Origin of the sequence: Janthinobacterium sp. SUN118 (assembly GCF_030397695.1) — a bacterium.
GTDB lineage: Bacteria > Pseudomonadota > Gammaproteobacteria > Burkholderiales > Burkholderiaceae_D > Janthinobacterium.
In genome coordinates, this window is record NZ_JAPUBV010000001.1 from 648,708 (window position 1) to 668,970 (window position 20,263).

18 protein-coding genes are annotated in these 20,263 nt (G+C 66.2%); 17 read left to right on the forward strand and 1 reads right to left on the reverse strand.

Annotation, left to right across the window (positions count from 1 at the left end; genetic code table 11):
• Positions 1–288: 288 nt before the first annotated feature.
• Positions 289–2,820 carry an EAL domain-containing protein gene (locus O0880_RS02985; RefSeq protein WP_289884942.1) on the forward strand — a complete coding sequence of 844 codons (2,532 nt, stop codon included), beginning with the start codon at positions 289–291 and terminating at the stop codon, positions 2,818–2,820.
• 8 nt (positions 2,821–2,828) lie between these two features.
• Here O0880_RS02985 and O0880_RS02990 read toward each other — a convergent pair whose 3' ends face one another.
• Positions 2,829–3,815, reverse strand: a complete 987-nt coding sequence (locus O0880_RS02990; RefSeq protein ID WP_289884943.1) for an endonuclease/exonuclease/phosphatase family protein — start codon at positions 3,813–3,815, stop codon at positions 2,829–2,831.
• Between the two features lie 37 nt (positions 3,816–3,852).
• On the opposite strand from O0880_RS02990, the gene ybaK reads away from it, so the two are divergent.
• The 16 genes from ybaK to O0880_RS03070 all read left to right on the forward strand — a co-directional run bounded on the left by ybaK (position 3,853) and on the right by O0880_RS03070 (position 20,212).
• Positions 3,853–4,344, forward strand: coding sequence for a Cys-tRNA(Pro) deacylase (ybaK, locus tag O0880_RS02995; protein WP_071322119.1), 492 nt, complete (start codon positions 3,853–3,855; stop codon positions 4,342–4,344).
• A 256-nt stretch (positions 4,345–4,600) separates the two neighbouring features.
• Positions 4,601–5,245: a glycerol-3-phosphate 1-O-acyltransferase PlsY gene (plsY, locus tag O0880_RS03000; protein ID WP_289884944.1), complete on the forward strand. Its 645-nt coding sequence runs from the start codon at positions 4,601–4,603 to the stop codon at positions 5,243–5,245.
• Positions 5,246–5,335: 90 nt separating this feature from the next.
• Positions 5,336–6,001, forward strand: a complete 666-nt coding sequence (locus tag O0880_RS03005) for a DsbA family oxidoreductase (RefSeq protein ID WP_289884945.1) — start codon at positions 5,336–5,338, stop codon at positions 5,999–6,001.
• A 70-nt stretch (positions 6,002–6,071) separates the two neighbouring features.
• Positions 6,072–6,362 carry a DUF427 domain-containing protein gene (locus O0880_RS03010; protein WP_071322122.1) on the forward strand — a complete coding sequence of 97 codons (291 nt, stop codon included), beginning with the start codon at positions 6,072–6,074 and terminating at the stop codon, positions 6,360–6,362.
• A 41-nt stretch (positions 6,363–6,403) separates the two neighbouring features.
• Positions 6,404–7,363 (forward strand): DUF2157 domain-containing protein, encoded by a 960-nt coding sequence (locus tag O0880_RS03015; RefSeq protein WP_289884946.1) that lies wholly within the window; start codon positions 6,404–6,406, stop codon positions 7,361–7,363.
• Positions 7,360–9,021, forward strand: a complete 1,662-nt coding sequence (locus tag O0880_RS03020; protein ID WP_289884947.1) for a GDYXXLXY domain-containing protein — start codon at positions 7,360–7,362, stop codon at positions 9,019–9,021. Before O0880_RS03015 ends, O0880_RS03020 begins: the two co-directional genes overlap by 4 nt.
• A 41-nt stretch (positions 9,022–9,062) precedes the next feature.
• Positions 9,063–10,307, forward strand: coding sequence for a metal-dependent hydrolase (locus tag O0880_RS03025; protein ID WP_289884949.1), 1,245 nt, complete (start codon positions 9,063–9,065; stop codon positions 10,305–10,307).
• 108 nt (positions 10,308–10,415) lie between these two features.
• Positions 10,416–12,167, forward strand: a complete 1,752-nt coding sequence (locus O0880_RS03030; protein WP_289884950.1) for a cation:proton antiporter — start codon at positions 10,416–10,418, stop codon at positions 12,165–12,167.
• An 81-nt stretch (positions 12,168–12,248) separates the two neighbouring features.
• The gene (locus O0880_RS03035) at positions 12,249–13,157 is read left to right on the forward strand and encodes an ion transporter (RefSeq protein WP_071322126.1); all 909 of its coding nucleotides are present in this window, start codon (positions 12,249–12,251) and stop codon (positions 13,155–13,157) included.
• A 40-nt stretch (positions 13,158–13,197) separates the two neighbouring features.
• Positions 13,198–14,178: a 3-oxoacyl-[acyl-carrier-protein] synthase III C-terminal domain-containing protein gene (locus O0880_RS03040; protein WP_071322127.1), complete on the forward strand. Its 981-nt coding sequence runs from the start codon at positions 13,198–13,200 to the stop codon at positions 14,176–14,178.
• Positions 14,179–14,188: 10 nt separating this feature from the next.
• Positions 14,189–15,226, forward strand: coding sequence for an NAD(P)-dependent oxidoreductase (locus O0880_RS03045; protein WP_071322128.1), 1,038 nt, complete (start codon positions 14,189–14,191; stop codon positions 15,224–15,226).
• Entirely contained in the window at positions 15,219–16,049 is an 831-nt protein-coding gene (locus tag O0880_RS03050; RefSeq protein WP_289884954.1) for an MBL fold metallo-hydrolase, read from the forward strand. Before O0880_RS03045 ends, O0880_RS03050 begins: the two co-directional genes overlap by 8 nt.
• Positions 16,049–17,353, forward strand: coding sequence for a F390 synthetase-related protein (locus tag O0880_RS03055; protein WP_289887280.1), 1,305 nt, complete (start codon positions 16,049–16,051; stop codon positions 17,351–17,353). Before O0880_RS03050 ends, O0880_RS03055 begins: the two co-directional genes overlap by 1 nt.
• Positions 17,354–17,364: 11 nt before the next feature.
• Positions 17,365–17,988, forward strand: coding sequence for a phosphatase PAP2 family protein (locus O0880_RS03060; RefSeq protein ID WP_289884956.1), 624 nt, complete (start codon positions 17,365–17,367; stop codon positions 17,986–17,988).
• Entirely contained in the window at positions 17,985–19,100 is a 1,116-nt protein-coding gene (locus O0880_RS03065; RefSeq protein WP_289884958.1) for a sterol desaturase family protein, read from the forward strand. The genes O0880_RS03060 and O0880_RS03065 overlap by 4 nt, the downstream gene beginning before the upstream one ends.
• Positions 19,097–20,212: an acyl-CoA desaturase gene (locus O0880_RS03070; protein WP_289884959.1), complete on the forward strand. Its 1,116-nt coding sequence runs from the start codon at positions 19,097–19,099 to the stop codon at positions 20,210–20,212. The genes O0880_RS03065 and O0880_RS03070 overlap by 4 nt, the downstream gene beginning before the upstream one ends.
• Positions 20,213–20,263 lie beyond the last annotated feature (51 nt).

Here is a 20,263-nt window from a genome sequence, read left to right on the forward strand (position 1 = left end):
ACGCCTGCCGCTGCGGTCGTTCACGGCGATACGCATGTTGCTACTTTATGAAGATACAAGTGCGCCCGCCATCGCCGTGCGACAGATTGCACAAAAACGGGGATGAAATGCAGAAAACGGGCGCCAGAGGCACCGGGCGCGGCGGCGGCGCCGGCAGCGGCATGCCACGATGCTTGAGCATCCTCAATGAGCCGATTCGCCGGCGCGCAAGAATGGCCATGATGGTTGTGCCACCGGACAGGCCAGGGTGCCCGCCGGTTGCGGCACGGCCGCGCAACGGGGGGCCTGATGTCTGAACGGATTGTCGGAGCCGTCCCGTCGCCGGGCCGTTTGCTGGCCGCTGCCGCACCGGACACGGGAGCGGCCGGCAAGGCGCTGGACTTGCTGTCCATCGCCGTTGCCGCCGTCGAGCAGGCGCCCGGCATGGCCGTGCGCGGCATCGACCGCGATGGCATCGTGTGCTACTGGAGCGCGGGCGCGGCGCGCCTGTATGGAGTGCCGGCCGAGCTGGCCCTGGGCCAGCCGTGGAGCAGCGTGGCCACGGCCATGCCGGAAGGCGCCGGCCAGGACGCCGATGGCCATGCGGAACTGGACGCCGTCTGGCATAGCGGCAAGGCGCGCACGGCCCGCCTGTGGCGTCTCGGTAGCAACGGGGTGGCGCCGCGCTGCATCTGTTCCACCGCGTTTCCCGTCATCGTGGCCGGGCGCGTGCGGCAAGTGGTGTGCATCGATGTCGACATCACGGCCAGCGGCCAGGATGGCGCGGGGCAGGGCGCGCTGTTGCTGATGGGGGATAATTTCCGCCAGTTGTACGACAAGTCGGCCGACGCCATCGTGCTGCTGCGCGACGAGCATATCGCCGAAGCCAACCCGGCCGCCATCGCCCTGTTTCAATGCGAGGAGCGGCCACGCCTGCTGGGACGGCGTCTCAGCGATTTCTCGCCCTTGCGCCAGCCCGATGGCGCCTTGTCGTCCCTGCGCGGCACGCAACTGGCGGCGCAGGCCCATGCCCACGGCAACTGGCGCTATGACTGGCAGTATCAAACTTGCCTGGGGGAATTGTTCTGGGGCGAAGTGCTGCTTACTTCCGTCACGCTCGACCATACCTATCTGTTCTATGCCGTGATCCGCGATATTTCTTCCCGCAAACTGGCCGAGCGGGCCCTGTACCTGTCGGCGCAGGTGGTCGAGCACGCACGGGAAGCAATCGTCGTGATGGACCCGCAGCAACGCGTTGTCAGCATGAATCCCGCGTACAGCGAGATCAGCGGCTTCAGCCTGGACGACATGCTGGGCAAGCCGTTTGCCATGCACCGCGCCGAACCGGATGAACTGGCGTTCTTTGCCCACGTGTGGGAAGAGGTCGATACGAATGGCTATTGGCAGGGCGACATCCTGGCCCAGCGCAAGGAGGGGCAGCGCTACCCGGCCTGGCTGTCGCTGACGGCCATCCGCGATACGCAGGGGCAGCTCAGCAACTACATGGCCATCCTCAGCGACATCAGCGAGCGCAAGAAAACCGAGGAGCACACGCGCCACCTGGCCGAACACGATTTCCTCACCGACCTGCCGAACCGGGTGCTGCTGCTGGACCGGCTGTCGCTGGCGCTGGCGGCCGCGCGGCGCAAGCTGAGCATGCTGGCCATCCTGTACCTGGACCTCGACCACTTCAAGCACATCAACGACAGCATGGGCCATCACGTGGGCGACCTGCTGCTCAAGGAGGTGGCGCGGCGCCTCGTGCGCTGCGTGCGCGGCGTCGACACGGTCAGCCGCCATGGCGGCGACGAGTTCGTCATCATCCTGGCCGAGGTGGGCGGCATCGACCAGGCGGCGCACGTGGCGGCCAGCCTGCTGCAAGCCGTGACCCAGGTCTACCAGTTGGGCGAGTATGAGTTGCAGGTGTCGGTGTCGATCGGCGTGGCCATCTTTCCCAGCGATGGCGACAGCATCGACACGCTGGTGCACAACGCCGATATCGCCATGTACCACGCCAAGGAAAGCGGACGCAATAATTTCCAGTTTTTTAATGCGGAAATGAATGCGCAAATCCTCGAGCGGGCCAGCCTCGAACAGGGCTTGCGCGCGGCGCTGGGCAGCGACGAGTTTGCGCTGGAATTCCAGCCCGCCCTCGATGTCGCCGGCGGCCAGATCGTTGGGGCGGAAGCCCTGTTGCGCTGGCGCCACCCGCAGCTGGGCGTGCTGCCGCCCGAGCGCTTTCTCGCCGTGGCCGAGGAATGCGGATTGATGGTGTCGATCGGCAACTGGGTGCTGCGCCACGCCTGCCTGCGCGCGCGGGCCTGGCACGACGCGGGCCAGGCGTGGCGCGTCTCCGTGAATCTGTCGGCGGCGCAATGCCTGCACAATAATTTAGTGCACAGCGTACAGGAAGCGCTGGCGGCGTCGGGCTTGCCGGCCGCCTGCCTGGAACTGGAAGTGACGGAGTCGCTGCTGATGAAGGGCGGCGCGCGTCTGGCCGGCGTGCTGGCGCAGCTGCGCGCGCTGGGCGTGCGGCTGGCCATCGACGACTTCGGCACCGGCTATTCGCGCCTGGCCAATCTGCGCCATTACCCGGTGGACAAGCTGAAGATCGATCCCTCGTTCCTGCCCGGCGCGGACGGCGCGGCTGGCGAGTCCGATACCGCCGTGGCCGCCACCATCATCGCCATGGCGCGCGAACTGCAGCTGACGGTGATCGCGGAAGGCGTGGAAACGGCGCAGCAGCTGGCCTACCTGCGGGCGCAGGGTTGCCAGCAGTACCAGGGACGCCATGCCGGCGCGCAAGTCGCTGGCAGCGCGCTGGCGGCGCTGTTGCATTAGTTATTGCATCAGTGAATGTTTCCCAGCAGCTTGATGCGCGCCACGACCTGGCCATGGTCGGACGCGGGCGGCAAGCCCAGCAGCAAATGGTCGTTCAGGTAGATCACGTCGAGCACGGCGCCGATGGCGCGCGGCGAGGCGGGGTGGAAGTGTTCGGAGACGAGGATGTGGTCGATCGTCATGTAGGCGCTGTCGTGGATATTCGTGTAGCCCACGTGGCGCAGGTAATCCTGGCGCAGCTGGATGGCGTTGCAGTCGTACAGGCGTGCGCGCATCTCGGGCAGGTGGCCGGCCGCTTCGCACGGCGCGCCGGCACCCATGACGATGGCCGTGGTGACGGCATTGGCGATGTCGTTGAAGTCGCCCAGCACGATGCGCGGACGGCCGCTTTGGCCCAGTTCGCTCACCAGCACGCGCAGGGCCACGGCTTCCGCGCCGCGCCGCTGCAGCGAACGCAGGTTGGCCAGCGCATACGCCAGCGCGTCGCCGGCGTCGTCTGGGCGGTAGTCGGGCCGGCGCGATTTCAGATGCACGACGACCACGTCGGTCAGTTGTCCTCCAGGCAAGACGAGCTGCACATGCAGGGGCGCGCGGGCAAAGCGGCACGGGTCCGCATCCGCGCCCTGGCCATCGGCCGGCAAGGTGACGCCGGCGGGAAAGTTCGCATAGGCAACACCGGGGCCGGCCAGCGGCAGCCGCGAGACGAGCGCCACCGTGGGCAGCATGCGGCCGCTGGCATCCACCGCATCGTAGCCGGCCAGCACCGCTTCGCGATAGTGGCGCGTGCGCGACAGCACGTCGCGCAGGGCCGCCTGCGAGAAGATTTCCTGGAAACCGATCACGTCGGCATCGAGCAGGTCGATCTGCCGCGCCGTCCACTGCGCCTTGGCCTCGTATTGGGCCGGGCTCAACGGTTCCAGGTTGTCATACAATTTCTCCCCGGCAGGGGCAAGGTTGCAGACATTGAATGTGGCAAAGCGGATTTCTTCCTGCATAATTAGCACTCCTCACTGAACGATCAGCGTATCACGCATGGCTAAAAAAGAGCATATTTCCGAAACCCAGGCGACGCAGATGCTGCGCAAGCATCAAGTTTCCTTCGATGAACACCCGTATCCGTATGAAGAGCACGGCGGCACCAGCGTCTCGGCGCGCGAGCTGAACGTGCCCGAGCATGCGGTGATCAAGACCCTCGTGATGCAGGACGAGGCGGCGCGGCCGATGATCGTGCTCATGCATGGGGATTGCAAGGTGTCGACCAAGAACCTGGCGCGTGGCATCGGCTGCAAGTCCGTCGAGCCGTGCAAGCCCGAAGTGGCGCAGCGCCATTCCGGCTACCTGATCGGCGGCACTTCGCCGTTCGGCACCAAGAAGGCCATGCCCGTGTACGTGGAGCAATCCATCCTGGCGCTCGAGCGTATCTATATCAATGGCGGGCGGCGCGGTTTCCTCGTCTCGCTGGCGCCGCAGGTATTGCTCGACTTGCTCCAGGCCAAGCCGGTGCAGTGCGCCCTGGCAGACTAAGAGCCTATCCCAGCAGATGAATATCTCCCCTGCTGCTGCCCCTCAGAAGCGGGGACTGCGTTGATCGTCGTCGCCTGGCTCGCCACGCGTCCTCCTCACGCCTGGTCCGCGCTCCTGATACGCTGCCAGCAGAAGACGCTCGCTACGGGATAGACTCCAAGAAAACCGGGCGCCGCCCTGTCCTTGGGCTGGGCGCTGGTGTATATTCTGCTGCGCCAGCCTTATGCTGCTGTGAAAAATACAACAAAGGGAAGAAATGAATCCAGTAATCACAACCGTGGCAATGACAGTGGCCGCTTACTTGCTCGGCTCGATATCGTTTGCCGTGGTGATGAGCAAGGTCTACGGCATTGCCGATCCGCGTACCTATGGCTCGAAGAATCCGGGCGCCACCAACGTGCTGCGCAGCGGCAACAAGGGCGCCGCCGTCATGACCTTGCTGGGCGATGGCGCCAAGGGCTGGCTGGCCGTCTTCCTGGCCGACCATTTTGCCGGTGCGCTGGGCGTGGGCGACACGGCCGTGGCGCTGGTGGCCATCGCCGTCTTCCTCGGCCACCTGTGGCCCGTCTTCTTCCGTTTCGTCGGCGGCAAGGGCGTGGCCACGGCCCTTGGCGTGTTGCTGGGCATTCATCCATGGCTGGGCCTGGCCACCCTGGCCACCTGGCTGATCATCGCCTATGCCTTCCGCTATTCCTCGCTGGCGGCGCTGGTGGCGGCCCTGTTCGCGCCGTTCTACTACGGCTTGCTGTTCGGCGTCGATCCCATCCTGCTGGCCGTCGTCGTCATGAGCGTGCTGCTGGCCTACCGCCATAGCCAGAATATTGCCAACTTGCTCGCTGGCAAGGAAAGCAAGATCGGCGGCAAGAAGGACGCGGCCAAGGCCGCTGGCAAGAAGAAGTAAGCGCTTGATTTCCGGCGGCCCGCACGCATATGCTGTGCTTGCGGCGCCGCGCGGTGCGGCCGCCCCCGACTCGCGCAAAGGCTGCCCACCATGAGTTCCACCTCCGCCACACCCACTCCCATCCGTATCGACTTCGTCTCCGACGTCTCCTGTCCCTGGTGCGTGATCGGCCTGAAATCGCTGGAGCAAGCCTTGGGCAATCTGCAGGACAGCGTCCAGGCCGAGATTCACTTCCAGCCCTTCGAGCTGAATGCCAGCATGCCGGCCGAAGGCGAGGATATCGGCGAACACATCGCCCGCAAATACGGTTCCACCGAGGAACAGATGGCGCAATCGCGCGAAGCCATCCGCGCGCGCGGCGAGCAGCTGGGCTTTACCTTTGCCATGGACAAGCGCGGCCGCATCTACAACACCTTCGATGCGCACCGCCTGCTGCACTGGGCCGCACTGCAAGGGCGCCAGAAGGAACTCAAGATGGCGCTGTTCGATGCGTATTTCACGCAGGGCCAGAATCCGTCCTCGCACGCGGTGCTGCTGACAGTGGCCGGCGACGCGGGACTGGACACGGCGAAAGCGGCCGAGGTGCTGGCATCGAACGCCTACGCGGACGAGGTGCGCGCGCAGGAACAGTTCTATCAGCAAAACGGCATCAACTCCGTGCCGGCCGTCATCATCAACGAGCGCCACCTGATTTCCGGCGGCCAGCCGCCCGAAGTGTTCGAGCAAGCCTTGCGCCAGATCATCGCCAGCGCCTGATCCGGAGGCCAATGGCGCGCGCCATGGCGGTCGATTTCGGCTACACTCCGCTGAGAAGGGGGATAGTCAAATGCCAACAGCCAGCTGGAATGGCGCCGTCATCGCGCAAACTGCCGATGCGCAGGTGCAAGTCGTTGAAAACAATGTGTATTTTCCCTTGTCGTCGGTGAGGCAGGACTACCTGCGCCCGAGCAGCCACACGACGGTCTGCCCGTGGAAGGGCACGGCCAGCTATTACGACGTCGTCGTCGATGGCGCCGTCAATGCCAACGCGGCCTGGTACTACCCCCAGCCCAAGGACGCCGCCCGGCAGATTGCCGGCCACGTGGCCTTCTGGCGCGGCATAAGCGTCGAGCGCTGACCCTTCCCTCCCCATATTGAACCCCCACCAGAAAGCAGACGATGGATTTACGCCTCGCCGTGTACCAGCTCGCCTCGGGCCATGCGCTCGATGCCCAACAAACCCGGCAGTTGCAGGACGTGGCCGGTTTCCAGCGCGAACCCGCGCGCCTGGCGTACTGGCTGCCGCGCGGCGTGGCCGTGCTGGGCGCCGCGCTGCTGGGCATGGGCCTGATCTTCTGGGTCGCCGCCAACTGGGAAGAGCTGGGCAGGACGGGCCGCTTTGCCCTGCTGCAAGGCGTGTTTGCCGCCGCCTGCGTGGCCGCGTTTGCCGTGCCGAAGGCGCGCGTGCCGCTGCTGCTGGTGGCCATGCTGGCCATCGGCGGCCTGTTCGCCTACTTTGGCCAGACCTACCAGACGGGCGCCGATCCGTGGCAACTGTTTGCCGTGTGGGCCGCGCTGGCGCTGCCGCTGTGCCTGGTGGCGCGCAGCGACGTGCTGTGGACGCCGTGGATGCTGATCGTGTCGACGGCGGCGACCCTGTGGATACAGGCGCATACGCGCCACAGCTGGAGCGTCGAGTCGGCCGACCTGCCTGTCTTTGTCGGCGGCTGGCTGGCCGTGCTGCTGGCCTGCGCCTTCGTTTCGCCCCTGCTGGCGCGCTGGACGGGCGCCGCTTCCTGGGCCCTGCGCCTGGGCCTGGTGCTGCTCACCATCCTCATCACGGGCTCGGCCGTCACTGCCCTGTTCGGCAACACCATCGAGTCGCCGTACTGGGCAGGGCTGGGTTTGCTGGCCGTCGCCGCCATCCTGTTGTCGATGAGTAAATTTTCCGACGTATTCGGCCTCAGCGCCGTCACGCTCGGCATCAACACCCTGCTGGTGGGTGGCCTCGCGCACTGGCTGTTCAACGGCAATGGCGGCGAAGTGGGCAGCCTGGTCATCCTGGGCCTGGTGGCCGCCGTCATGCTGGCGCTGAGCGTGCAAGGCATCCTGTGGCGCGCGCGCAAGGAGGCGGCATGAGCAGCCTGAACAGCAAGCGCGCCGATGCGCTCGATACCCTGATCGCCGACGCCACGCGCGCCGGCCTGTTGCCGCCCGGCGCCACGCGGCCCGTGCAGGACGTGCGGCCGTGGCCGCTGGTGCTGATGACGGCGTTCGGCGCCTGGCTGGCCGCCATCCCCCTGATCGCGGCGCTCGGCGTGGGCCTGGAAAGCGTGGTGCGCCACGGTCCCGGCGCGTATGTCGTGGCCGCCATCGTGCTGGTGGTGGCCGTGCTGCTGATCCGCACGCGCGGCGTGGCCCTGTTTGTCGAGCAGCTGGCCGTGCCGTGCCTGCTGGTGGGCGGCGGCTTGCTCGGCTATGCGCTGTTCCGCGACTATTCGACGCAGACGGCGTCCTTGCTGCTGTGCCTGGCTTGCCTGCTGGTGGCCGCCGCCCTGCCGCGCGACTGGCTGCGCGTGCTGCTGGGCGTGGTCGCCTGCGGCTTGCTGGGACTGGGCGTCGTCGACAGTCAGCGCGACTGGATTTTCGAGAATGACCCGACGCAGCTGTATCTGGCCTGGATGCTGGCCCTGGCACTATGGCTGGGCGTGCACTGGCTGCAGAAACAGGCGTTCAACGATGGCCGCGGCGCGCCCATCGCCGCCTTCCTGGAGTCGCTGTCGACGGGGTGGGTATTGGCAATCTTGCTGGGCCTGGTCTTCTGGTCCGGCATGACCTTCATGCTGGGCGGTGCCTTGGGCAGCGGCTTTGCCAGCGACGTGGCGCGCGAAGTGGGCAGCCACCAGGCCGGCGCCTGGTATGCGCGGGCCTTGAACGGCGTCTCGCTCGTGCTGGCCATGGCGGCGGCCGCGTGGATGGGCTGGCGCTGGCCGGCGCTGCGCCAGTTGCCGGCCATCGGCGTGGCGCTGGTGCTGATCGTGCTGGCGTGGTTCATGCCGGCCCTGGGCCCCGTCTTGCTGATCCTCGCGTATTGCCTGGCCAGCGGGCGCACGCGCGTGGCCGTGGCGGCGGGCCTGGCGGCCGCGTGGGTCATCGGCAGTTTTTATTACCAGCTGGCCTGGCCGCTGGCCAGCAAGGCGGCGCTGCTGGCCATGGCCGGCGCCATCCTGTGCGCGCTGTCGTGGCTGGCCACGCGCGGCAAGGTGCTGCACCTGGTGGAAAGCAAGCCGGCGGCCGTCGTCGCCAAAGGCCGCGCCGTGCGCCTGGGCACCTTGGCGGGCCTGCTGCTGGTGCTGCTGGTGGTCAATGGCGGCATCTGGCAAAAAGAGCAGCTGATTGCCAAGGGTGACGCCATTTTCGTGGCGCTGGAACCGGTCGACCCCCGCTCGCTGATGCAGGGCGACTACATGCGCCTCAATTTCGTCAACCTCGGTGTCCTATCCACGCTGGCCAGCGTGGAAAGGGCGCCGGGGCGACCGCTCGTGGTGGCCCGGCGCGATGCACGCGGCGTGGCCGAACTGCTGCGTCCCTACACCCAGGAGGCGCTGGCGCCCGACGAATTCCTGCTCGAGCTGACGCCGAAAGGCGGGCGCTGGGTGCTGGTCAGCGATGCCTGGTTTTTCAAGGAAGGCGAGGCGGCGCGCTGGGAAAAGGCCCGTTTTGGCGAGTTCCGCGTCATGCCCGATGGCCGTGCCTTGCTGGTCGGCATGCGCGGGCCGGAGCTGGAAAAGCTGTAGCGCAAGCGCACGCCGGGGCGGGCGTCCTGTAAAATTGCCCGATGGATAATATTACGCATTCGGTCATCGGCCTCGGGGTCGGCGAACTGGTACACCGCAGCCTGCCGCCCGAGCCGCAGGTCCCCGCACAGCGCACCCGGCGCGCGCTGTTTCTCTTTACGGCCTGGTTTGCCAGCAATGCGCCGGACCTGGACCTGGTGCTCACCAGATTGCTGCCGCGCCCGTTCGGCTACATGTTGCACCACCGGGGGCATACGCATACCTTGCTGCTGGCCTTGCCGCAGGCGCTGCTGCTGCTGGCCCTGCTGTGGCTGCTGTGGCCCGGCGCGCGCCGCCTGCTGAAGGACAGCGTGCCCGCGCGCGTGGGCCTGGCCGCCTGCCTGTTGCTGGGCTTTTGCCTGCACATGGGCATGGACTTCCTCAATTCCTACGGCTTGCACCCGTTTTATCCGTTCGACAGCCGCTGGCTGTATGGCGACATGGTCTTCATTGTCGAGCCCATGTTCTGGGTCTTGCTGGGCGTGCCCGTGATCATGTCCTTGCACTACGGCATCGTCAAAAGCGTGCTGCTGGCGGGGCTGACGGCGGCCCTGTGCTTCTTCACCCATAAAACCTATCTGGCACCCGCCTCGCTGGCCGTCTTGCTGGGGCTGGGCGTGATCCTGGCCGTGCTGCAGGCGCGCGCCGGCGAGCGGGGGCGCGGCCCTCTGCTGCTGGCGTTCGCGCTGGCCGCCACTTTCATCGGCACGCAGGGCGTGGCCTCGGCCATCGGCCGCGCCCGCGTCGAGGCGGCCGTGCAGCGGCTGGACCCGGGCACGCGCGTGTGGGATGTGGCGATGACCGCCTTCCCCAGCAACCCGCTGTGCTGGATCTATGTTTCACTCGACAGCAAGACGGACGTGTACACCTTGCGGCGCGGCACGTTGAGCTTGCTGCCCGCCTCGCTGGCGCCCGCCGCCTGCCCGGCCGGCCTGGTCGAGACGGGCAAACGGGGCCAGCAGCTGGCGCCCGGCATCGCCGTGGCGGCGCAGGCGACGGGCAGCCTGGCGGCCTTGCGCGCCTTGCAGGAGGAAAATTGCTATGTCGATGCCTGGTTCCGCTTTGCCCGCATGCCCAGGTTGAATGCGGACAAGCTGACGGACGTGCGCTTCAATCCCGGCATGCTGCCCAATTTCACCACGGTCGAGCTGCAGCAGTTCCGTGGCCGGCCATGTCCCGCCTACGTGCCGGGCTGGGACCGCCCGCGCGCCGACATGCTGGAGACGCCGAAAGCGGCGCGCCGATAGTGGATATGTTGCCTTATGGCAAAAAATATCGCGTGCATGCATTCCCTGCCGTGGCGGTGCATGCGACAATTATCAATTCAGCATGCATGTCATTGAGTTAGGATTATTTTGGAAGAGCAGCACGCACTACCGTATTTACGAGAAACCCTGCTGTTTCTCGCCCTGGCCGGGATTTTTATTCCGTTATTGCAACGCCTGAAAGTCAACCAGGTGCTCGGTTTCCTGGCCGTCGGTGCCCTGTTCGGCCCGTTCGGCTTCGGCCTGTGGGCGGCCGAGTTCACGTGGCTGACGTATTTTTCGTTCGTCCGCGCCGAACAGGTGAGCGGCCTGGCCGAGCTGGGCGTGATGTTCCTGATGTTCATGATCGGCCTCGAGCTGTCGACGGAACGGCTGTGGGCGCTGCGGCGCTGGGTGTTTGGCGCGGGCGTGGGGCAGGTCGCCGTCAGCGCCTGCCTGATCGGCGGCGTCGCGTATTATTTCGGCCTGTCGCTGGAAGCGTCGATCGTGCTGGGGCTGGTGCTGTCGCTGTCGTCGACGGCCGTCGTGATGCAGTTGCTCACGGACCAGCGTTCCCTGCAGACGCCGGCCGGCCAGGCGGGCTTTTCCATCCTGATGTTCCAGGATTTGATGGTGGTGCCGCTGTTCATCCTCATCGACGTGTTCGCCAGCGGGCGCAGCGACGACCTGGCGTACCTGCTCAGCTTTGCGGCCGTGAAATCGGCCGGCGCCATCCTGCTGATCTACCTGCTCGGACGCCGGGTGATCCGCCCGCTGTTCCAGTTTTTCGTGAAGAAACGCCAGCCCGACGTCTTCATGGCCTTGACCTTGCTCAGTACGCTTGGCATCGCGGGCCTGACCTACCTGGCGGGCCTGTCGATGGCGCTGGGCGCCCTGCTGGCCGGTCTGCTGCTGGCGGAAACGGAATTCCGCCATGAGGTGGAAGTAACGATCGAGCCGTTCAAGGGCTTGTTGATGGGCCTGTTCTTCATGTCGGTGGGCATGCAGATCGACGTGCGCGAAATCCTCAAGTCGCCGATCTTGATTCCCTTGGCCGTGCTGAGCCTGTTTTTCCTGAAGACCCTCGTCATCGGCGTGATTTTCCGCCTGGGCGGCTTTCACTGGGGGCGCGCCGTGGAAACGGGCGTGCTGCTGGGGCAGGGCGGCGAGTTCGCCTTCATCGTCGTCGCGTATGCGCTCGGTACCAAGCTGATCGGACCGCAGGTGGCGCAGTTCGTCATGCTGGTGGTGGGCCTGAGCCTGTTCGCCACGCCGGCGCTGGCGAAGGCGGCGCGCGCGTTCGGCAACTGGTGGGAAAAGCGCCACCACCACCAGCTGGCCGACCTGGCCCAAGGGGCGCTGCCGCCGCAGGGCAGCACCGTCATCATCGCCGGTTTCGGCAGGGTGGGGCAGTTGCTGGCCAAGGTGCTGACGGAACAGGATATCGCCTATGTCGCCATCGAAAACGATGCGCGGCTGGTGACGACCCTGCATCCGCGCGGCTTTCCCGTGTATTTCGGCGATGCGTCGCGCGCGGAATTGCTGCAAAAGGTGAATGCGGACCGGGCCGCGGCCGTCGTGCTGACCATGGACCATGCGGCGTCCGTGCTGCACGCCGTCAAATCGATCCGCCGCGAGTATCCGCTGCTGCCCGTGTATGCGCGCGCCCGCGACGAAGCCCATGCGGTGGCCCTGATGCATGCGGGCGCCACCCTCGTCGTGCCCGAGGCGCTGGAAGCGGCGTTGCAGCTGACGGCCACCGTGCTGCACACGGCGGGCTTGAGCGAGGCGCGCGCGGCGGACATCGTGCAGGCCGAGCGTGAGCGGCGCAATGCCGTGTTGCTGGCGAAGAAGCTGTCATAGTGAAACCTGTAGCGCAAGCGTGCGTGTCGCCGTGCTTTGTAAATTATCTATACAATAATAGTATATGAGCATACTACCGACATGAAAGCCGCGCCCAGGAGCGGAGCGGCACCGTTGACGCCGCAGCAAGTTGCCGCGCAGGAAACGCAGCAGAAATACGGCAAGCCCGAGCGGGGCTGGCGCGAGAAGGTGTACACCGTCATCTTCGAGGCGGAAACGCGCACGGGCCGCGCCTTCGACCTGCTGCTGATCGGCGCCATCCTGATGAGCGTGACGGTGGTCGTGCTCAGCAGTGTCGCTTCTGTGGCCGAGCGCTACGGCACCTGGCTGACGGCGCTCGAATGGTTTTTCACTTTTTTATTTACGGCCGAATATTTCGCCCGCCTGTCGTGCCTGCAGCATCCGGTGCGCTATGCCAAGAGTTTCTTCGGCATTATCGACTTGCTGGCCATCGTGCCGACCTACATCGGCTTGCTGCTGCCGGGCGCGCACGTGCTGATCGACGTGCGCATCCTGCGCCTGCTGCGCATGTTCCGTATCCTCAAGCTCACTTCCTATGTGCATGAATACACGGTGCTGGGGCGCGCCCTGCTGGCCAGCCGGCGCAAGATCCTCATCTTCCTGTCGTTCGTGATGATGGTGGTATTTCTGCTGGGCACTGTGATGTATGTCGTGGAAGGGCCAGATAACGGTTTCAGCAGTATCCCGACGTCGATATACTGGGCCATCAGCACCATGACCACCGTGGGCTTCGGCGATATCACGCCGAAGACCGACATCGGGCGCACCATCGCCTCGTTGATGATGCTGCTGGGCTGGGGCATCCTGGCAGTGCCTACCGGCATTATCAGCGCCGAAATGACGGTACAGCGCAGCTCCAAGCTGGTCACCACGCGTACCTGCCCCACGTGCCTGAAAGAAGGGCTCGATGACGACGCCAATTTCTGCAAGAACTGCGGCGTCGATTTGCCGCCATTGATACTCGATTAAGCTCGCTAACCCTATTCACTTTACTTTTTTTAAGGCTGACATGATTCCAGTTCGCCTGATCGCGACGGGCAAAGCCGTCCCGTCGCATAGCGTGACTTCCGATAGCCTGGACTTGAAACTGGGCCACCCGCCCGGCTATACCCTGCGCAAGAGCGGCGTGCTGTCGCGCTTTGTGGCCGCGCCCGATGAATCGCAAAGCCAGCTGGGCGCCGCCGCCCTGCTCGACGCGCTGAAGAACGCCAGCCTGCGCCCGGCCGACATCGACTTGCTGATCTGCGCCTGCGGCGTGCCCGAGCAGGCATTGCCGAACACGGCCTGCTTCATCGCGGAACATGCCGGCTTGCCGCCAGGCACGCAAAGCTTCGACGTCAACGCCAGCTGCCTCAGTTTCATGGCCGCCTTCCGCGTGGCCGCGTCCATGCTGGCCGGCGGCGCCTACCGGCGCATCGCCATCGTCTCGTCCGACCTGGCGTCGCGCGGCGTCGACTGGAGCGAGCCGGAAGCGTCGATGATCTTTGGCGACGGCGCGGCCGCCGTCATCGTCGAACGGGGCGATGGCAGCGCCGGCATCCGCGCCTACAAGATGGGCACGTATCCGGAAGGGCGGCGCTACTGCGAAATCCGCGGCGGCGGCACCGAGCGCAATCCGCGCAACGGCTGCGAGCCGGGCGACTACCTGTTCCGCATGGATGGCAAGGCCGTGTTCCGCCTGGCCGTCAAGGTGATGCCGGATTTCCTGACGGCATTAATGGCCGAGTCGGGCGCGGGACTGGAACGGGTCGACGTGGTCGTGCCGCACCAGGCCAGCCCGCTGGGACTCGCGCATGCGGCGCGCATCCTCGACGTTCCCGATGCTAAAATCATCAAGATCTTTGAAACGCATGGCAACCAGGTTGCCGCATCGCTGCCCACGGCCCTGCACGAGGCGGTGATGACGGGGCGGGCCGTGGCAGGCCAGCGTTTGCTGATGATGGGCACGGCCGCCGGCCTGACCATCGGCGGCATGATCGTCGATTTATAAGGGTGGCGCGATGAGGCGGATTCTGGTCACGGGGGCGACGGGCGGCTTGGGGCGCAATGCCGTGCGCACCTTGCTGGCGCAGGGCGTGGAAGTGCGCGCCACAGGCCGCAACGTGGCCGTGGGGCGCGAACTGGAACGCATGGGCGCGCAATTCGTGGCGCTGGACCTGGCGCAGGCCACGCCGCGCCAGGTCGATGAACTGGTGCGCGGCATGGACACCGTCTGGCACTGTGCCGCGCTGTCCTCGCCGTGGGGCGCCGAGCGCGATTTCATCGCCGCCAACGTGACGGCCACGGGCCAGCTGCTGCGCGCGGCCGCCAGCCTGCACGTGGCGCGTTTCGTGCACATCTCCACGCCGGCCATCTATTTCGATTACCGCAACCGCTACGAGGTGCCGGAAACCTTCCGTCCCGATGCCTTTGTCAACGCCTATGCGCGCAGCAAGGCGATGGCGGAAAAGCTGGTGCAGGATTGCGTCGACCGCCATCGCGGCATGACCTGCGTGATCCTGCGCCCGCGCGCCATCTTCGGCCCGCACGACCAGGTGCTGATCCCGCGCCTGGCGCGCGTGCTGCGGGAGCGCGGCGGCAAGCTGCCGCTGCCCAACGGCGGCGCGGCCACCATCGACGTCACCTATGTCGACAATGTCGTCCATGCGATGTGGCTGGCCACCGTGCACAAGACCATCGCGTCGGGCGCCGCCTTCAACATCACGAATGGCGAGCCGGCGCGCCTGTGCGACATCCTGCACAGCCTGTTCCGCGATCAACTGCAGCAGCCGTTCCAGATCGTCAGCATGCCGTACCGTGTGCTGGCGCTGCTGGCTCGCCTGATGCAGTTCGCCTCGCGCTTTACGCGCCGCGAGCCGGCCCTTACGCCCTACAGCATCGGCGCGCTCAGCTTCGACATGACGCTCGATAATGCCAAGGCGCGCAAGGTGCTCGGTTACCGTCCCATCGTCAGCCTGCAGGAAGGCATCGCCCTGACGGCGCAGTGGATGCGCCAGGAAGCGGCGGCGCACAAGGTGGGCAAGGAGCGCAATGGCTAGCATCACCGCGTTTCGCGTCGGCCACTGCACGCATCCTTCGTGCATGGTCTTGAAAGGCAGCGGGCTGGCCAGCCGCTGCTTTCCCTCGCGCGCCTACCTGATCGAAACACGCGCGGGCCTGTACCTGTGGGACACGGGCTACGCCGAACACTTCCGCGCCGCCACGTCCAAGGGTGTGTACCGCATGTACGCGTGGGTGACGCCGATTTCCTTCGACGGGAATGAATCGTTGCAGGGCCAGTTGCGCGCGCATGGCGTGTCGCCCGGCGACATCCACACCCTGCTGCTGTCGCACTTCCACGCCGACCATATCGCCGGCCTGCGCGACTTTCCCGGCGCGCGGCTGATGGCCTCGAAACCGGGCTGGGACGCCGTGCGCGGCCTGTCCGGCGTGGCCGCCGTGCGCCAGGCCTTCGTGCCCGAACTGCTGCCAGACGATATTGCCGACCGCCTGGATTTCGTCGAAAGCGTGCCCGAAACGGCCTTGCCGGCGGCCCTGCTGCCATTCACGCACGGGCGCGACGTCAGCGGTACGGGCGAAATCTACATCGTCGACCTGCCCGGCCACGCCATCGGCCATCTCGGCGCCTTCGTGCTGCAGGATGGGGGCTGGACCCTGCTGGCGTCGGACGCGGCCTGGGTGCCGGAAAGCTTCCAGCAGCTGCGCGGGCCGTCCGAACTGTCGTTCCTCATCCAGCACAAGCGCGTGCCGTACTACGCCACCCTGAACCGCCTGCACCAGCTGCACCAGTCGGGCCAGGCGCAGATCCGCATCACGCACGAAGACACGGTCGACTATATCGCTGTGGCGGGTCGCCCGTGATGCGCATCGTCTGGCTGCTGCTGTCGTACTGGCGCACGCGCCGCCTGCGTTTCGCCGGCCGCGCGCAGCTCGACGCCTACCAGCAGCGGCAACTGGCGCGTTTCATCGACGTGCTGTGCGCGCGCAGCCGCTACTTTGCGCCGTATCGCCATCTGCCGCTGGCGCAGTGGCCGACGATGAACAAGGCGCTGATGCTCGAGCATTTCGATGCGATGAACACAGAAGGCATCACCCTGGCGCAGGCGATGGAAGCCGCCATGGCGGCCGAGCATAGCCGCGACTTCACGCCGGCCGTGGGCGACATCACCGTGGGCCTGTCGTCCGGCACCTCGTCGCGGCGCGCCGTGTTTACCGTCAGCCCCCGCGAAAAGGCGCAATGGGCGGGCGTGATGCTGGCCAAGGCACTGCCCGACGGCCTGTTTTCCGGCGAACGGGTGGCGCTGTTCCTGCGCGCGAACAGCAATCTGTACACGGCCGTGCGCTCGCCGTGGCTGACCTTTGCCTTCTACGATTTGTTCGAACCGTTCGACAGCCTGTGCGCGCAGCTGGCGCAGTATCAACCCTCCGTCATCGTCGCGCCGGCGCAGGTGCTGCGCCAGCTGGCGCTGCGCGTCATCGACGGCAGCCTGGCGCTGGCGCCGAAAAAAGTCATCTCCGTGGCCGAAGTGCTGGAAGCCCAGGACCGGGCGCTGATCGTGCAGGCGTTTGGCGCCGTGCATGAAATCTACCAGGCCACGGAGGGTTTCCTTGCCAGCAGCTGCGAGCATGGCGTGCTGCACCTGAACGAAGAATACGTGCATATCGAGCCGCAGTGGCTCGATGCCGAAGCAGGCGAACAGCAGCGCCGCTTCGTGCCCGTGATCACGGACTTTACGCGCATGACGCAGCCCATCGTGCGCTACCGCCTGGACGACATCCTGATCGCGCGCGCCACGCCATGCCCGTGCGGCAGGGCCACGCGCGCCATCGCCGGCATCGAGGGGCGCTGCGACGACTTGCTGGCGCTGCCATCGGCGCGCGGCGGCGCACCCGTCGCCGTCTTTGCCGACGTATTGACGCGGGCCTTTGCGCAAGCCTTGCCGCCCGATGCCGATTACCGCCTGGTGCAGCACGGCGAAGCGGCCCTGCAACTGCATGCGGCACTGGACGATGCCGGCCTGGCCGCGCTGCGCGCGCACCTGGCGGCGGTGCTGCGCGGCCTGGGCGTGGCCATCGACCGCCTGGCCTGGACGGTGAGCGGCGAACTGCCTCCCTTTGACCCCACCATGAAACGGCGCCGCATCCGGCGCCTTGCCACCGCATGAACCATTCTTCCATGACCTTGACTTCCCGCCTGCTGCATTTGCTGGCCGGCTGGGGCAGCGTCGGCCTCGTGTATTTTTCCAGCGACCTGCTGCAGGGGCAGGGGATGCTGCTGCCCGAAACGGCCATCGACCGCGCCATTGCCTACAACGACGCCGCCATCTGGCTGTACCTGTCCTTCTTCATCCTGATCCCCTACGCCTACCTGGCGGCCGAAGCGGCCCGCGTGCGCTGGCTGGCGCGCGCCATGGCGCTGTCCGCCATCATGTGCGGCGCGGTGTTCCTGCTGTATCCGACCACGCTGGCGTACCCGCCCGTGGGCGAGGGCAGCGCTTGGAGCACGCAGGCGCTGCGCATGCTGCAGTCGTTTGACTCCGCGCAAAACTGCCTGCCGTCGCTGCATGGCGCCCTGACCCTGCTGTGCGTGTGGGCCTTGTGCGACCGGCGCCACCTGCTTCGTTCCGTGCTGGCCGTGGTGCTGGGCGTGGCCATCTGCTACGCCATCATCGCACTGCGCCGGCACGTCAGCATCGACCTGGCCGCCGGCCTGGCCGTGGGTATCGCCGGCGGCATGCTGGCCAAAATGCAGGTATCCTTGGCTGCTCGCCGCGCCGTTTCCATCAAAACCGCACCATGATGAATCCCTTTGCCCTCTCCTTTCTTGTCATGCTGGCCTTCGTGCTGGCCGAACTGCTGATACTCAAATGGGTGCGCAAGACTCCCGTGCCGTGGAAGGACGTGATCTTCAACCTCAATTCCGGTCACATTTTGATGTGGATGTTCCGCGGCGTGGAAGTGGCGGCGTTCGCCCTGCTGCTGCGCCATGCGAACCTGCACATCGTCGACCAGTGGCCCGTGGCGGCGCAATGGATCTTCGCTTTTTTTGCCTGGGACCTGTGCTTTTACTGGATGCACCGCCTGCACCATAAAATCCCGCTGCTGTGGGCCGTGCACGTGGTGCACCACCAGGGCGAGCATTTCAACCTGTCGCTGGGGGTGCGCAATTCCTGGTACTCGTCGCTGACGAATTTCCCCTTCATCGCCATCCTGGCCGTGCTGGGCGTGCCGCTGGAAATCTTCCTCGTCGTCTCGTCCCTGCATTACACGGTGCAGTTCTACAACCACAATGCGCTGGTGAACAAGTCCGGCATCCTGGACAAATTCATGGTCACGCCCTCGCACCACCGCGTGCACCACGGCACGGACAAGCGCTACATCAACCGCAATTTCGGCGGCACCCTGCTGCTGTGGGACAGGCTGTTCGGCAGCTTCCAGCCGGAACTCGAGGGCGTGGAGATGCGTTACGGCGTGAAGGGCATGACGCCCACGCACAACCCGCTGCTGGCCAGCAACGGCAAGCTGTTTTCCTGGCTGCGCGCGCGCTTTCCCCACTGGCAGTCGCGCGGCGCCTTCCACGTGCCCGAGCTGTTCATCGGCGTCGGCGGCGTGATCCTGTTTGGCCTGGTGATCTATTACGTCAACCACGAGGCGGCGCTGGCCGGCGCGCAGCAGGCCATCCTGTTTGCGCTGATCTTCGGCGGCACGCTGGCCCTGGGCGGCCTGTCGGACGCGCGCCGCTGGGGCGCCATTGCCTGGGTGGCCATCGCCGTGGCCATGCCGCTGCTGTTCCTCGGCTGGTATGGCGCGCGCGATGTGTGGGGCATGGTGTTCCTGGCCGCGCTGCTGGCGCATGGCCTTGACGGCGCGCGCCGCCTGTGGTGGCCGGCAGCGGCGGAGACGCGCGCGTGACGGCTACCTTGCCGCCGCTGCGCTTCAAGCCCGCGCGCGACTCCGCCTTCCGCCGCGAATTGCGCGCCCGCGCCGACGCCTATCTTGCCAGCGAGGGGCGGCACCGCTTCGGCGACCTGCGCATGCACGCGAAAGCGATCTTCCTGGCCGCGTTGACGGTGAGTTTGTATGTGCTGGCGCTGAACGCCGGCAGCACAGGGCCGTTTGTCGCCAGCTATGTGGCATGCCTGGTCGCGGCCATGGCGCTGGCCATGAATACCCTGCACGATGCGGCCCACAGCGCCGTCTTCCGCCGGGGATTCCTGAACCGCGTGCTGATCCGCCTGGTGGGCTTGCCCGTGGGCGTGGACACGGATTTCTGGACCATCCGCCACGTGCACTTCCATCACACGTATGCCAACGTGGAAGGCTATGACCTCGACACGGAACCGAACCCCTTCCTGCGCCAGACGCCGTACCAGCGCTGGTCGCCGCAGTACCGCTATCAATACCTGTACTGGCCCGTGGTGGCGGCCCTGTCGCTGCCATATTTGAACTGGTATGGCGACTGGCTGGATCGCTTCGGCAAGACGCCCGTGGCCGCGCACAGCCGCCTGCAGGGCTGGCGCGGCTGGCTCTCCTTCCTGGGCTGGAAGCTGGGCCACGTGGCCCTGGTGCTGGCGCTGCCCATGTGGCTGCTGCAGCCGCAGGGCATCGGCTGGGGCGTGGTGCTGGGCGCGTACCTGCTGGGGCAGATGATCGCTTCGTGCGCGCTGGTGGCGCTGATCCTCGGCACGCACTGGGCCGAAGTGGAATTCTTCCAGCCGGGCCCCGACGGCACCCTGCCGCACGACTGGTACCAGCACACGTTTTATACGGCGTGTGACTGGACGCCCCGGCCGCGCGCGCTGCGCTGGCTCGGCGACTGGCTCGGCGGCCTGAATTTGCACCTGACGCACCACTTGTTCCCCACCTGGCACCACCGCCACTACCCGGCGCTGGCGCGCATTCTCGCCGAACTGGCGCCGCGCCACGGTCTCGTGTACCGCGAACTCGGTTATGGCCAACTGCACGCTTCGCAGCAGGCGTTCCTGCGCGCCATGGGCCGGCCGCCCGCCGGCCGGGCAGTATAACGAATCGCCCTTGACTCGGTTTCCGTTCCGTCTTACATTTCTGTAACGACA